Genomic DNA, 13,610 nt, shown 5'->3' with positions numbered 1-13,610 from the left:
TGAAAGGTCGTTGGCAAGGAATGATACTCTCGGCTGGTAAGAATTTCAGCAGTTAATTTGCAAAGCAGAGAGGTGGATATGCAAGCTGTGATCACGTATGGATGGCTGCAAGGCGTCACCCATCGGCCGTCGCCTTTTTATGATGCCCGCCCCGCGGGGGAGCCTGTCTCACTGCTGGTGATCCACAACATCAGTTTGCCGCCAGGCGAGTTTGGTGGCCCCTATATTGAAGATTTTTTTCAGGGTAATTTGTCGCCCGACTTGCATCCCTTTTTTCAGGTGATAGCGAAAATGCGAGTATCGGCCCATTGTTTGATCAAACGCGATGGTGAAATTGTGCAGTTTGTCTCTTTTAACGATCGCGCGTGGCACGCTGGTGCTTCCAGTTTTGCTGGCGTTTCGCGGTGTAACGATTATTCCATTGGCATTGAGTTGGAAGGGACGGATTTTGTCGCCTACACCCCAGAGCAATATGCTGCGCTTACCCAAGTGAGCCAAACTATCATCGAACGCTATCCGCACATTACGCCTTCGCGGATTACTGGGCATCAATACATTGCACCGCTGCGCAAAACCGATCCCGGCCTCAGTTTTGATTGGCGTCGTTACCGCGCGATGCTTGAAGACAATGACGACCTTTAAAGCGGCGGTGAGTCTGCACTGAATAAGAGTCTTGTGTCATAAAAAGGTAAGCTAAGTTGCTTACCTTTTTTATGCTCGTTAGTGGATGGAAAAAGCGTAACCCAGCGCCCGCTTTGACAAAATGAGCCGCGCTTAGATTCGCGTATTTGCCATTTTGTGACCAAACTGACCAGCACGTTATTCGCCCATCTGTTTCTACTTTGTAATTGGTCAGACCAATTCTATTGCTGTTTTAATATCCGGATGTTATCAAAGTGTTGAGGTGTGAGTTGTTCTATGATTTAGGTCAACTTTTGGCTGGACAGTGGCGTTTAAATTATGTTAATTTCTGCACCAACTTAAAATTGGTATTACCAATTGCCAGCAAAGCGAATTGCTAGTGAATTCAAGAGTAGAAGAACAATAAATTATGGCTTATCAAAGGATTCGTCAGCCAAAGCTCTCCGATGTGATTGAACAGGAATTGGAGCGGCTGATAGTGGAAGGAACGCTCTCACCTGGCCAGCAACTCCCACCGGAAAGGGAGCTTGCTAAACAGTTTGAGGTTTCGCGTCCCTCCATCAGAGAAGCCATTCAGCGCCTGGAAGCCAAACGTCTACTGACCCGTCGTCAAGGGGGCGGAACGTTTGTCAGCGATCGCATTTGGCAGAGTTTTTCCGATCCTCTGCTAAATTTATTGTCTAGCCACTCCGAGACTCAACTGGACTTACTGGAAGCGCGTCATGCGCTGGAAGGTATTTGCGCTTATTTTGCGGCGTTGCGCGGTACCGAAGAAGATTTTGCCCGTATTCAAACCTGCGTTTCCCGAATCGCTGAGGTTCAGGAAAAGAAAGACGCCGATGCGGAAGCTGAACAAGTGATGGCGTTCCTCATCGCGATTACTGAAGCGGCACACAACGTCGTACTGCTGCACATCGTACGTAGCCTTGCGCCTTTGCTTGAGCAAAATATTCGACAGAATTTTAAATTATTACATCGCCGCCCAGAAGCGGTTGAGAAAGTAAGTAAGCACCGGGCTAATATCGTGGATGCGATTGTTTCAGGTCAGCCAGAAAAGGCGCGTGAAATGTCCCATTCTCACTTAGCTTATATCGAAGAAACGTTGTTGGATTTGACTCGTGAACAGACTCGCCGTGAGCGATCGCTGCGTCGAATTCAACAAGGTAATGAGCCGCAATAGTGGTTCATTGCGATTCAAACTAGATCCAACCAACAGAAGGATAGATCGCCATGTCTGACATGAAGCATGACGTAGATGCACTGGAAACTCAGGAGTGGTTAGCCGCGCTTGAGTCAGTTGTACGTGAAGAAGGCGTAGAGCGTGCGCAGTTCCTACTTGAAGAAGTTCTGGAAAAAGCACGTCTAGACGGTGTTGATATGCCAACCGGTATCACAACCAACTACATCAACACGATTCCTGCAGCCCAAGAACCAGCTTACCCAGGCGACACTACGATCGAACGCCGTATTCGTTCAATCATTCGCTGGAACGCAATTATGATCGTTCTTCGTGCATCGAAGAAAGATTTGGATCTGGGCGGCCATATGGCGTCATTCCAGTCGTCAGCGGCGTTCTATGAGACATGTTTCAACCACTTCTTCCGTGCTCCTAACGAAAAAGATGGTGGCGATTTGGTTTACTACCAAGGTCACATCTCTCCTGGGATTTACGCGCGTGCATTCGTTGAAGGCCGCCTGACTGAAGAGCAGCTAGACAACTTCCGTCAAGAAGTGGATGGCAAAGGCATTCCTTCCTACCCACACCCGAAATTAATGCCAGAATTCTGGCAATTCCCAACCGTATCTATGGGGTTGGGTCCAATTTCTGCTATCTACCAAGCGCGCTTCCTCAAGTATCTGGAAGGCCGTGGTATGAAAGACACCTCAGAGCAGCGCGTTTATGCGTTCCTAGGTGACGGTGAGATGGATGAGCCAGAATCACGCGGCGCGATCTCTTTCGCTGCACGTGAAAAACTGGACAACCTATGTTTCCTCATCAACTGTAACCTGCAGCGTCTCGACGGCCCAGTAATGGGTAACGGCAAGATCATCCAAGAACTGGAAGGTCTGTTCAAAGGTGCTGGCTGGAACGTGGTGAAAGTGATCTGGGGTAACGGCTGGGATAAACTGCTGGCGAAAGACACCACAGGTAAACTGCTGCAGCTGATGAACGAAACCATCGACGGCGACTACCAAACCTTTAAAGCGAAAGATGGCGCGTACGTTCGCGAGCATTTCTTCGGTAAATACCCAGAAACAGCGGCTCTTGTTGCTGACATGACTGACGATGAGATCTTCGCGCTGAAACGCGGTGGTCACGAGTCTTCTAAACTGTACGCTGCGTTCAAGAACGCACAAGAGACCAATGGTCGTCCAACGGTTATCCTAGCGAAAACCGTTAAAGGTTACGGCATGGGTGAAGCGGCAGAAGGTAAGAACATTGCACACCAAGTGAAGAAGATGGATATGACGCACGTACTAGCGATGCGTAACCGTCTTGGCCTGCAAGATCTGATCTCTGACGAAGAAGTGAACAAACTGCCTTACCTGAAACTGGAAGAAGGCTCGAAAGAATACGAATACCTGCACGCTCGTCGTAAAGCGCTGCACGGTTACACGCCACAGCGTCTGCCTAACTTCACTCAGGAACTGGTGATTCCAGAACTGGAAGAGTTCAAACCGCTTCTGGAAGAACAGAAACGTGAAATCTCTTCAACCATGGCTTACGTGCGTGCACTGAACATCCTGTTGAAAGACAAAAACATTGGTCAAAACATCGTTCCTATCATCGCTGATGAAGCGCGTACTTTCGGTATGGAAGGTCTGTTCCGTCAAATCGGTATCTACAACCCGCACGGTCAGAACTACACTCCACAAGACCGCGATATCGTTTCTTACTACAAAGAAGCAACGTCTGGTCAGGTACTGCAAGAAGGTATCAACGAGCTGGGTGCGATGTCATCTTGGGTTGCGGCGGCGACGTCTTACAGCACCAACAACCTGCCGATGATCCCGTTCTACATCTACTACTCTATGTTCGGTTTCCAACGTGTTGGCGACATGGCATGGATGGCGGGCGACCAACAAGCGCGTGGTTTCCTACTGGGCGCAACGGCTGGTCGTACCACACTGAACGGTGAAGGTCTGCAGCACGAAGATGGTCACTCGCATATTCTGGCGGGCACAGTACCAAACTGTATCTCTTACGATCCGACTTTTGCTTACGAAGTTGCGGTTATCATGCAAGACGGTATCCGTCGCATGTATGGCGATCAAGAGAACGTGTTCTACTACCTAACGCTGATGAACGAAAACTACGCGCATCCAGCGATGCCAGAAGGTTCTGAAGAAGGTATCCGTAAAGGTATCTACAAACTGGAAACGCTGTCTGGTTCTAAAGGTAAAGTTCAGCTGATGAGCTCAGGTACTATCATGAACGAAGTACGTAAAGCGGCTGTTATCCTGAGCGAAGAATACGGCATCGCCTCTGATGTTTACTCGGTAACCTCATTCAACGAACTGGCTCGTGATGGCCAAGCGTGTGATCGTTTCAACATGCTGCACCCAGAAGCAGATGTGAAAGTGCCTTACATCGCTCAAGTGATGGGTACTGAGCCTGCTATCGCAGCGACTGACTACATGAAGAACTACGCTGACCAAGTTCGCGCGTTCATCCCAGCACAGTCTTACAAAGTACTGGGTACTGACGGTTTCGGTCGCTCAGACAGCCGTGAAAACCTACGTCGTCACTTCGAAGTGAACGCAGGTTACGTGGTGGTTGCTGCTCTAAACGAACTAGCGAAACGTGGTGAAGTTGAGAAATCTGTGGTGGCGGAAGCTATCAAGAAATTCAACATCGACACTGAAAAAACAAACCCGCTATACGCTTAATTGAAGGTAGGAAAGAATAATGGCAATCGAAATTAATGTACCTGATATCGGTGCGGATGAGGTTGAAGTTACTGAGATTCTTGTAAGCGTTGGCGACAAGGTTGAAGAAGAGCAGTCACTAATTACTGTAGAAGGCGACAAAGCTTCTATGGAAGTACCAGCATCTCAAGCGGGTATCGTAAAAGAAATCAAAGTGGTTGCTGGTGACAAAGTAACGACTGGCTCTCTGATCATGGTCTTTGAAGTGGAAGGTGCAGCAGCGGCTGCACCAGCTCCAGCGGCAGAAGCAGCTCCGGTAGCTGCACCTGCAGCAGCAAGTGAACTAAAAGAAGTTTGTGTACCGGATATCGGTGGCGACGAAGTTGAAGTGACTGAAATCATGGTTGCTGTTGGCGATTCAATCGCTGAAGAGCAATCTCTACTCACAGTAGAAGGTGATAAAGCGTCAATGGAAGTACCAGCGCCATTCGCTGGTACTCTAAAAGAAATCAAAGTTGCAGCTGGCGATAAAGTATCAACTGGCTCACTAGTGATGATCTTCGAAGTGGCAGGTTCAGGCGCAGCAGCTCCTGCACCAGTTGCAGCGGCTGCTCCGGCAGCGGCACCAGCAGTATCTGTCGCCGGAACGCCGGAACGCAAAGAAGTTAACGTTCCTGATATCGGCGGCGACGAAGTTGAAGTCACTGAAATCATGGTTGCAGTTGGCGATACCGTATCTGAAGAGCAATCTCTGATTACTGTGGAAGGCGACAAAGCATCTATGGAAGTACCTGCTCCGTTTGCTGGTACGGTTAAAGAAATCAAAGTTGCAGCTGGCGACAAAGTTTCTACTGGTTCTCTAATCATGGTGTTTGAGGTGGCCGGCACTCCGGTGGCGGGCGCAGCGCCAGTTGCAGCAGCGGCACCAGCTCAAGCAGCAGCTCCTAAAGCTGAAGCGGCGAAACCTGCAGCAGCTCCAGCAGCAATTGAGTTTGAAGAGAACAACGAGTACGCGCACGCGTCTCCAGTGGTTCGTCGCCTAGCGCGTGAATTCGGCGTTAACCTGTCTAAAGTGAAAGGTTCAGGCCGTAAGAGCCGCATTCTGAAAGAAGACGTTCAGAACTATGTGAAAGAAGCGCTGAAACGTCTGGAGTCAGGCGCAGCATCAGCCGCATCTGGCAAAGGCGACGGCGCGGCACTAGGTCTGCTACCTTGGCCAAAAGTGGACTTCAGCAAGTTCGGTGAAACTGAAATTCAGCCACTGTCTCGCATTAAGAAGATCTCTGGCGCGAACCTGCATCGTAACTGGGTAATGATCCCTCACGTTACACAGTGGGATAACGCAGACATCACTGAGCTAGAAGCATTCCGTAAAGAGCAGAACGCGATCGAAGCGAAGAAAGATTCAGGCATGAAGATCACGCCATTGGTGTTCATCATGAAAGCTGTTGCTAAAGCGCTTGAAGCGTTCCCTGCATTTAACTCTTCTCTTTCTGAAGATGGCGAAAGCTTGATTCTGAAGAAATACGTGAACGTAGGTATCGCGGTTGATACGCCAAACGGTCTAGTTGTTCCTGTCTTTAAAGATGTGAACAAGAAAGGTATCTACGAGCTGTCTGAAGAGCTGGCCGTTGTATCGAAGAAAGCACGTGCAGGTAAACTGACGGCGGCAGACATGCAAGGCGGCTGTTTCACCATCTCAAGTCTGGGTGGTATCGGCGGTACGGCGTTCACGCCAATCGTGAACGCACCAGAAGTGGGTATCCTTGGCGTGTCTAAGTCTGAGATTAAGCCTGTGTGGAACGGCAAAGAGTTTGCTCCACGTCTGCAACTTCCTCTGTCTCTGTCCTACGACCACCGTGTGATCGATGGCGCTGAAGGTGCGCGTTTCATTACTTACCTAAACGAATGTCTGTCTGACATTCGCCGTTTGGTTCTGTAATAGAAAACTCCAGAGGCGGCCTTATGCCGCCTCTGTTAATAGAATTGTCTGACAGTTTGGTGAATCGCCATGATCCATTGGCTTTTTATGCACTGAATTGTCGTCTGGCTCACAGGCTAAATTGATTTACTTTTCACACCATTAACATCTCTGTAAACTGTTGGCGGTCTGAAAAAATGTTTAAAACAAACCACTGTTAAACAAAAAATCAAAACTCACTCAGCCTGTTAGGGATAATGACTACAAGAGGTCAAAATGAGCAAAGAAATTAAAGCCCAAGTAGTAGTGCTTGGTGCCGGTCCTGCTGGTTACTCCGCTGCATTCCGCTGTGCAGACTTAGGTCTGGACACTGTTCTTATCGAACGTTACAACACTCTTGGTGGTGTGTGTCTGAACGTGGGTTGTATCCCATCGAAAGCACTACTGCACGTAGCTAAAGTTATCGAAGAAGCTAAAGCGCTGGCTGAGCACGGCATCGTATTTGGCGAACCGCAAACCGACATCGACAAGATTCGTCTGTGGAAAGAAAAAGTAATTAACCAACTGACTGGCGGTCTTGGCGGTATGGCTAAGATGCGTAAAGTGAACGTGGTTAACGGTTTTGGTAAGTTCACTGGACCTAACACGATTGAAGTGGAAGGCGAAGATGGTAAAACCGTGGTTAACTTCGACAACGCCATCGTTGCAGCGGGTTCTCGCCCAATCAAACTGCCATTTATTCCTCATGAAGACCCACGCATTTGGGACTCAACGGACGCGCTTGAGCTGAAAGAAGTCCCAGGAAAACTGCTGATCATGGGCGGTGGTATCATTGGTCTGGAAATGGCGACGGTTTACCACTCACTAGGCTCTAAAATTGATGTGGTTGAGATGTTTGACCAACTTATCCCAGCTGCGGATAAAGACATCGTTAAAGTCTACACCAAACGTATCAGCAAGAAATTCAACCTGATGCTGGAAACCAAAGTAACAGCCGTTGAAGCGAAAGAAGACGGTATCTACGTTTCAATGGAAGGCAAAAAAGCCCCAACTGAAGCTGAGCGTTACGACGCGGTTCTAGTCGCTATCGGTCGTGTACCAAACGGTAAACTGCTGGATGCTGAAAAAGCAGGTCTGGAAGTGGATGAGCGTGGCTTTATCAACGTTGACAAGCAAATGCGCACTAACGTTCCGCACATTTTCGCCATCGGTGACATTGTGGGTCAACCAATGTTGGCGCACAAAGGTGTGCATGAAGGCCACGTCGCTGCGGAAGTGATTTCTGGTAAGAAACACTACTTCGATCCTAAAGTAATTCCTTCAATTGCTTACACTGAGCCAGAAGTGGCATGGGTGGGTAAGACAGAGAAAGAAGCGAAAGCTGAAGGCATTAACTACGAAGTAGCCACCTTCCCGTGGGCTGCATCAGGCCGTGCAATTGCATCTGACTGTGCTGACGGTATGACTAAGCTGATCTTTGATAAAGAGACTCACCGCGTTATCGGTGGTGCTATCGTGGGTACTAACGGTGGCGAACTGCTGGGCGAAATCGGTCTGGCTATTGAGATGGGCTGTGATGCAGAAGATATCGCTCTGACCATCCACGCTCACCCAACTCTGCACGAGTCTGTGGGCCTGGCGGCAGAAGTGTTTGAAGGGACCATCACAGACCTGCCAAACGCCAAAGCGAAAAAGAAAAAGTAATTTCTAAGCGCCAAATGATAAAAACCGCTGATTGTTCAGCGGTTTTTTTATGGCTTTTATTGATTGCTAAACAGATCAGTTTCCTGCGGTAATAAAAAAGGTTGATACCCGAGTATCAACCTTAAACTATTCCTAGCACCTAGCACCTAGCACCTAGCACCTAGCACCTAGAACTGCTTAGTTCTCACCCTTATAAATGCAAAGCATTTGCAGGTAGCTGTTGACGAGTTTTGTCAGTTCCGCTTCACTCTTGGCACGATTGGCTTGCACAAACAGTGAGTAGCAGATGCCGAGGAACATATTCGCCAGATCTTCTGGGCTGTGTTTGTCACACACCTCGCCACGCTCGATGGCACGAACAAACATGTTCTGTACCAGCAGTTGATTAGTGCGGTTGGTGGTGACAAATAGTGGCCATACTTCATCACGCGTTGATGCGCTCCATTCAAACCACACTTTGAGCCAATGACAGTCTTGAGTCACCAGTTCAATCATCGCGTTGGTGATGTTTTTGAGGTTATCTTGCGCGTGAATGTCGAGATCAATGTTATCCGACAGGAAATTAGAGAACTGACGAACGACATGATTGAGTACCTCATCAACCAGATCTTCACGTGTCGGGAAATAGTTAAACACGGTGGCGACAGAAACCTGTGCAATCTCGGCGATATCTGCGTGACCACCGCGGCCGATGCCACGACGAGCAAACACTTCCAGTGCGATTTCCATCAGTTGTTGTTTACGTTTCAGTGGAGATAAACGAGTTCGAGGTCTCTTTGCTATTGAGTCCATAATAAGTTCCTTGCCAATGAGTTGGTATGTATAAAAAGTTATTCGGAACGCTAGTCCCTATTGATTGTTTTAATAATTGCTCTAAGCATCATGAGTGTAATGGTGCATATGCTTTGGGTCAACAAATTATGCCCAAGAAATAGACAGTAATGTCAATGTTGATAACATTTTGATCGGGAATTTTACTATTTTGGTACCAACATCTCTTTTATTTTCATCTTGTTGAGTAGTAACAAGCAGATAAAAAGATCTGCCTCGCAGGGCTTAAAGATTGAGGGTGGGAGTGTTACACTACGCCCCAGATTCAGGTGAACGTTTGCGCGTGCACCACGTTTGTCAGCTTAAGGCTGAAAAACGTCGCCATTCCCAACAAAAAAGATTGAGCACAGTATGAAACATACAGTAGAAGTAATGATTTCTGAGCAAACTGTTCAGGAACGTATTCGTGAATTAGGCAAGCAGATCACGGCGCATTATCAAGGTAGTGAAGATTTAGTGCTGGTTGGCTTGCTGCGCGGCTCTTTCGTATTTATGGCCGATTTAGCACGTGCGATCAACCTAACACATCAAGTCGATTTTATGACGGCATCAAGCTACGGCAACACCATGGAGAGCTCACGTGATGTCCGTATTCTCAAAGATTTAGATGATGACATCAAAGGTAAAGATGTGTTGATCGTCGAAGACATCATCGATACGGGTAATACGTTGAGCAAAATCAAAGAGATCTTATCGCTGCGTGAACCTAAATCTATCCACATTTGTACGCTGCTCGATAAACCGACTCGTCGCGAAGTGCCTGTCGACGTGACTTGGATTGGTTTTGAAATTCCCGATGAGTTCGTCGTGGGTGTTGGCATCGACTACGCACAGAAGTATCGCCATCTACCGTTTATCGGCAAAGTGGTTCCGCAGGAGTAAGCGGCAGCAAAGAAGCTTGAGCAGAGCTCTGCAAGCGATTTTCAGTAAAAAAACGCCCTGAACACGGGCGTTTTTTTGTTTCTTTGATTTGAATCGGTGGGTATAACGCAACCGCGTCTTAACGACACAGCAGTTTATGTTCTGGGTTGAGGATTTTTTCCAGCGAGCTTGCGTAGGTCGTTTCTACGCAGTCGCTTGAGTGGCAACGCGCCCCCAGGTATTCCAAACGACCGTCCTCAATACCGTACACGAGGCCATGAAGTTCAATCTCTTGGCCGCGCTCCCAAGCATTTTGCAAGATAGTGGAGTTACCTAAGTTGTAGATCTGCTCTGCGACGTTAAGCTCTGCCAATTTATCGGCTCTTTGATCTTCAGGCATGAAATCTAAGTAGTTGCGGTGCTTCAAATAGAGATCGCGAATGTGTAATAGCCAGTTGTTAATCAGCCCTAGCTTGGGGTTCTTAATGCTCGCTTTCACTCCGCCGCAGTCGTAGTGGCCGCAAACAATGATGTGTTTAACCTTAAGCACATCCACTGCGTACTGTACCACCGACAGACAGTTGAGGTCGGTATGAACCACTAAGTTCGCCACGTTGCGGTGAACGAACAGCTCGCCAGAGTAAAGACCGGTTAATCGCTCAGCGGGGACTCGGCTATCCGCACAGCCGATCCAGAGAAAGTCTGGATTTTGTCCTTGGGCAAGTTTGGCAAAGTATTCAGGCCGTTCAGCCTTGATTGAATCTGACCACTTTGCATTGTTTTCAAATAGTTGTTTTAACTCTGGCATCTTACTTCCCTCAATCGATTCAGCCAACTATACACAATGTTACAATTTCGTTCTCTTACTAATTGGTGACAAGTGCACTCATCTGACGAGTTTTAGCTGCAAACATTATAGACTTTTCGGCTAACGTCGTTAAAAAACATCATTGAGAAAGCAAAATACGCTGACTCGTATTGTACTGATGCATGATTTAGGCAATATGCTGCCATTTATCTGCTTATTTTGGGGAAGAAGAGGAAGATGTCACGCTTTTCAGATATGAACGTCAAAGGGGACCTGTTTGGCGGGGTTACCACAGCGATTATCTCATTGCCGCTTGCACTGGCGTTTGGGGTTGCTTCTGGCGCGGGAGCGGAAGCGGGCCTATGGGGCGCCATTTTGGTTGGCCTGTTTGCCGCTCTGTTTGGTGGCTCGACGACGCTCATTTCTGAGCCGACTGGCCCGATGACGGTGATCATGACCGCAGTTCTGACCAGCATGGTGGCCAAGTATCCAGAGTCTGGCATAGCCATGACTTTTACGGTGGTCATGATGGCAGGCGCGTTTCAAATACTCATTGGTACGCTAAAGCTAGGAAAATACATCACTCTGATGCCATATAGCGTGATCTCCGGCTTTATGTCGGGAATTGGCGTCATCTTGATTATTCTGCAATTGTCGCCACTGCTTGGTCATGCGGCGCCATCTGGCGGCGTGATGGGCACGCTATCGGCCTTACCCAGTACACTGGCTAATATGAAGTTTGGCGAGCTGTTTCTTGGCCTGCTGACTTTGGGCATCCTGTTTTTCTTTCCCAAGCAATATCGTAAGTACGTGCCTGCACAGTTGGTGGCGCTGGTGGCGGTGACGCTGCTCTCCGTGATGCTGTTTGATAGCGAAGAGATTCGCCGCATTGGCGAGATTCCCACCGGTTTGCCATCGCTGGTGGTGCCAATACTGGACGCGGAACTCTTTACCACTATGGTGATTGATGCGCTGGTACTCGGGACTTTGGGTTGCATTGATACCTTACTTACCGCGGTCATTGGTGATTCGTTGACGCGTAAAGAGCATGACTCAGACAAAGAATTGCGTGGCCAAGGCTTGGCCAACATGATCTCAGGGCTGTTCGGCGCGCTGCCCGGTGCGGGTGCAACCATGGGTACGGTGACGAACATTCAGGTGGGGGCACGCTCACCGCTCTCTGGTGTGGCAAGGGCGCTGATTTTAGCGCTGGTGGTACTGGTGGCGAGCGGTCTGACCGCTCCGATTCCGATGGCGGTGCTTGCCGGGATAGCGGTCTATGTCGGCTTTGGCATTCTCGATTGGAGTTTTATCCAGCGCGCACACAAAGTCAGCGTGCAGGGGATGGCAATCATGTACGGCGTGATGCTCCTTACTGTGTTTGTCGATTTGATCGCCGCGGTCGGGTTGGGGGTGTTCATCTCTAATATCCTGGTGATTGAGCGCTTAAGTCGCGAGCAAGCCAAACAAGTGAAGGCGATCAGTGACGCCGATGACGATGATGTGCCACTGATTGACAGTGAGCGTGCGCTGTTGGATAAAGCCAATAGTAAGGTACTGTTTTTCTACCTCTCAGGGCCGATGATTTTCAGCGTATCGAAAGCGATTTCCCGCCAACATACCAGTATCAATGAGTATGAAGTGATGATTTTGGATTTGACCGATGTACCTATGATTGATGTGACGGTGGGATTAGCGCTGGAAAACGCGATCAAAGATGCGCTGGAGGCACACTGTGAGGTCTATTTGCTCTGTCCAAACGAGCGTACTCGCGAGCAATTAGAAAGGTTCCACGTGCTGGATTTAGTGCCCGCAGAGAATACCTTCAAATTCCGCTACGAAGCCTTGAATGCAGCGGTAAAAACCGTTGAGAAAACGCCGATTCAGCTGAACTAACTTTGGCCGTTTTGGCTTCAGTCAGCGTTATGATAAAGCGCGGCCCTTTGAGCCGCGCTTTTGTTTATGATTAATTTCTAATGCAGGGTTGAAAAAGCAGCAAGTGAACGTCATTTGATAGGCATTATTGATGAAAAGAGCACTGTGGATTTATGTACGCACTCGAAATAGAACAACTGCGTAAAACCTACGCGGGCGGCTTTGAGGCGCTCAAAGGGATCAGCCTGAATGTAAAAAAAGGCGACTTTTATGCGTTGTTAGGCCCGAATGGGGCTGGAAAATCGACCACGATTGGCGTGATCTCCTCTTTGGTGAATAAAACATCTGGGCACGTGAAGGTCTTTGGTTACGACATTGACCGCGATTTAGAGTTAGCCAAACAGAACTTAGGGCTGGTTCCGCAAGAATTTAACTTTAACCAGTTTGAAACGGTGGAACAGATCGTGATGCAGCAAGCTGGCTATTATGGCGTATCACGTGAACTGGCGAAAGAAAGGGCCCAAAAGTACTTATCTAAACTCGATCTGTGGGAAAAACGCAAAGAACGTGCGCGTAATCTTTCTGGCGGGATGAAGCGACGACTGATGATTGCACGCGCACTCATGCATGAACCCAAGCTGCTGATTTTAGATGAACCAACCGCAGGGGTGGACATCGAATTGCGCCGCTCCATGTGGGAGTTTTTACAAGAGATTAATCAACAGCAAGGCATTACCATCATTCTCACCACCCACTATCTGGAAGAAGCGGAGATGCTGTGTCGCAATATCGGCATCATCAACAAAGGCGAGCTCATCGAGAACACCAGCATGAAATCCTTGTTGGCGAAGCTGGATGTGGAAACCTTTATTTTGGATCTGGCGCCGGGCTCGGCGAGCCCTGAACTGACGGGAGTGGTGTCATCTCGCTGTGACAACGATTCATTGGAAATTGAGATTGAAAAAACGCAGCCGCTCAATCAGGTCTTTGCCCAGCTCAGCGCGCAGGGGATCATTGTGATGTCGATGCGCAACAAAGCCAATCGCCTCGAAGAGCTGTTTGTGAGTATTGTTCGTGAGCAGGCTAAGGAGAAATAAG

At 48.5% G+C, this 13,610-nt stretch carries 10 protein-coding genes; 8 read left to right on the top strand and 2 right to left on the bottom strand.

The window, feature by feature from the left end; all coding sequences use genetic code 11:
* The first annotated feature begins 78 nt into the window (after window positions 1–78).
* The 5 genes from ampD (at window position 79) to lpdA (ending at window position 8,137) form a co-directional block, all read left to right on the top strand.
* The gene (gene ampD / locus I3X05_RS13630; protein ID WP_337970800.1) at window positions 79–642 is read left to right on the top strand and encodes a 1,6-anhydro-N-acetylmuramyl-L-alanine amidase AmpD; all 564 of its coding nucleotides are present in this window, start codon (window positions 79–81) and stop codon (window positions 640–642) included.
* Window positions 643–1,051: 409 nt separating this feature from the next.
* Window positions 1,052–1,822, top strand: a complete 771-nt coding sequence (pdhR, locus tag I3X05_RS13625) for a pyruvate dehydrogenase complex transcriptional repressor PdhR (protein ID WP_039430445.1) — start codon at window positions 1,052–1,054, stop codon at window positions 1,820–1,822.
* A gap of 50 nt (window positions 1,823–1,872) precedes the next feature.
* Window positions 1,873–4,533 (top strand): pyruvate dehydrogenase (acetyl-transferring), homodimeric type, encoded by a 2,661-nt coding sequence (gene aceE / locus I3X05_RS13620; RefSeq protein WP_193157535.1) that lies wholly within the window; start codon window positions 1,873–1,875, stop codon window positions 4,531–4,533.
* Between the two features lie 19 nt (window positions 4,534–4,552).
* Window positions 4,553–6,454: a pyruvate dehydrogenase complex dihydrolipoyllysine-residue acetyltransferase gene (gene aceF, locus I3X05_RS13615; RefSeq protein WP_337970799.1), complete on the top strand. Its 1,902-nt coding sequence runs from the start codon at window positions 4,553–4,555 to the stop codon at window positions 6,452–6,454.
* Between the two features lie 255 nt (window positions 6,455–6,709).
* Window positions 6,710–8,137, top strand: coding sequence for a dihydrolipoyl dehydrogenase (gene lpdA, locus I3X05_RS13610; RefSeq protein ID WP_045571198.1), 1,428 nt, complete (start codon window positions 6,710–6,712; stop codon window positions 8,135–8,137).
* Window positions 8,138–8,314: 177 nt separating this feature from the next.
* On the opposite strand, the gene I3X05_RS13605 is transcribed toward lpdA, so the two are convergent.
* Window positions 8,315–8,929, bottom strand: a complete 615-nt coding sequence (locus I3X05_RS13605; RefSeq protein WP_045571197.1) for a LuxR/HapR/OpaR family quorum-sensing transcriptional regulator — start codon at window positions 8,927–8,929, stop codon at window positions 8,315–8,317.
* A gap of 390 nt (window positions 8,930–9,319) precedes the next feature.
* On the opposite strand from I3X05_RS13605, the gene hpt reads away from it, so the two are divergent.
* A complete protein-coding gene (gene hpt / locus I3X05_RS13600; protein WP_039430440.1) occupies window positions 9,320–9,850 on the top strand; it encodes a hypoxanthine phosphoribosyltransferase in 531 nt (176 codons plus the stop codon).
* Window positions 9,851–9,968: 118 nt separating this feature from the next.
* Here hpt and can read toward each other — a convergent pair whose 3' ends face one another.
* Window positions 9,969–10,637: a carbonate dehydratase gene (can, locus tag I3X05_RS13595; protein WP_045571196.1), complete on the bottom strand. Its 669-nt coding sequence runs from the start codon at window positions 10,635–10,637 to the stop codon at window positions 9,969–9,971.
* A 237-nt stretch (window positions 10,638–10,874) separates the two neighbouring features.
* Here can and I3X05_RS13590 point away from each other — a divergent pair, with 237 nt between their 5' ends.
* The gene (locus I3X05_RS13590; protein ID WP_337970798.1) at window positions 10,875–12,533 is read left to right on the top strand and encodes a SulP family inorganic anion transporter; all 1,659 of its coding nucleotides are present in this window, start codon (window positions 10,875–10,877) and stop codon (window positions 12,531–12,533) included.
* Window positions 12,534–12,685: 152 nt separating this feature from the next.
* Window positions 12,686–13,609 carry an ABC transporter ATP-binding protein gene (locus I3X05_RS13585; RefSeq protein WP_045571194.1) on the top strand — a complete coding sequence of 308 codons (924 nt, stop codon included), beginning with the start codon at window positions 12,686–12,688 and terminating at the stop codon, window positions 13,607–13,609.
* The last annotated feature ends 1 nt before the right edge of the window (window position 13,610 follow it).

This window comes from Vibrio navarrensis, from assembly GCF_015767675.1.
In the GTDB taxonomy this organism is placed as follows: Bacteria; Pseudomonadota; Gammaproteobacteria; order Enterobacterales; family Vibrionaceae; genus Vibrio.
This window is presented reverse-complemented; position numbering and strand designations above follow the sequence as displayed.

What these genes read in the sequence shown, in the direction of transcription:
- ampD (WP_337970800.1), top strand. Translation starts at nt 79, where the DNA reads ATGCAAGCTGTGATCACGTATGGATGGCTGCAAGGCGTCACCCATCGG.
- pdhR (WP_039430445.1), top strand. Translation starts at nt 1,052, where the DNA reads ATGGCTTATCAAAGGATTCGTCAGCCAAAGCTCTCCGATGTGATTGAA.
- aceE (WP_193157535.1), top strand. Translation starts at nt 1,873, where the DNA reads ATGTCTGACATGAAGCATGACGTAGATGCACTGGAAACTCAGGAGTGG.
- aceF (WP_337970799.1), top strand. Translation starts at nt 4,553, where the DNA reads ATGGCAATCGAAATTAATGTACCTGATATCGGTGCGGATGAGGTTGAA.
- lpdA (WP_045571198.1), top strand. Translation starts at nt 6,710, where the DNA reads ATGAGCAAAGAAATTAAAGCCCAAGTAGTAGTGCTTGGTGCCGGTCCT.
- I3X05_RS13605 (WP_045571197.1), bottom strand. Translation starts at nt 8,929, where the DNA reads ATGGACTCAATAGCAAAGAGACCTCGAACTCGTTTATCTCCACTGAAA.
- hpt (WP_039430440.1), top strand. Translation starts at nt 9,320, where the DNA reads ATGAAACATACAGTAGAAGTAATGATTTCTGAGCAAACTGTTCAGGAA.
- can (WP_045571196.1), bottom strand. Translation starts at nt 10,637, where the DNA reads ATGCCAGAGTTAAAACAACTATTTGAAAACAATGCAAAGTGGTCAGAT.
- I3X05_RS13590 (WP_337970798.1), top strand. Translation starts at nt 10,875, where the DNA reads ATGTCACGCTTTTCAGATATGAACGTCAAAGGGGACCTGTTTGGCGGG.
- I3X05_RS13585 (WP_045571194.1), top strand. Translation starts at nt 12,686, where the DNA reads ATGTACGCACTCGAAATAGAACAACTGCGTAAAACCTACGCGGGCGGC.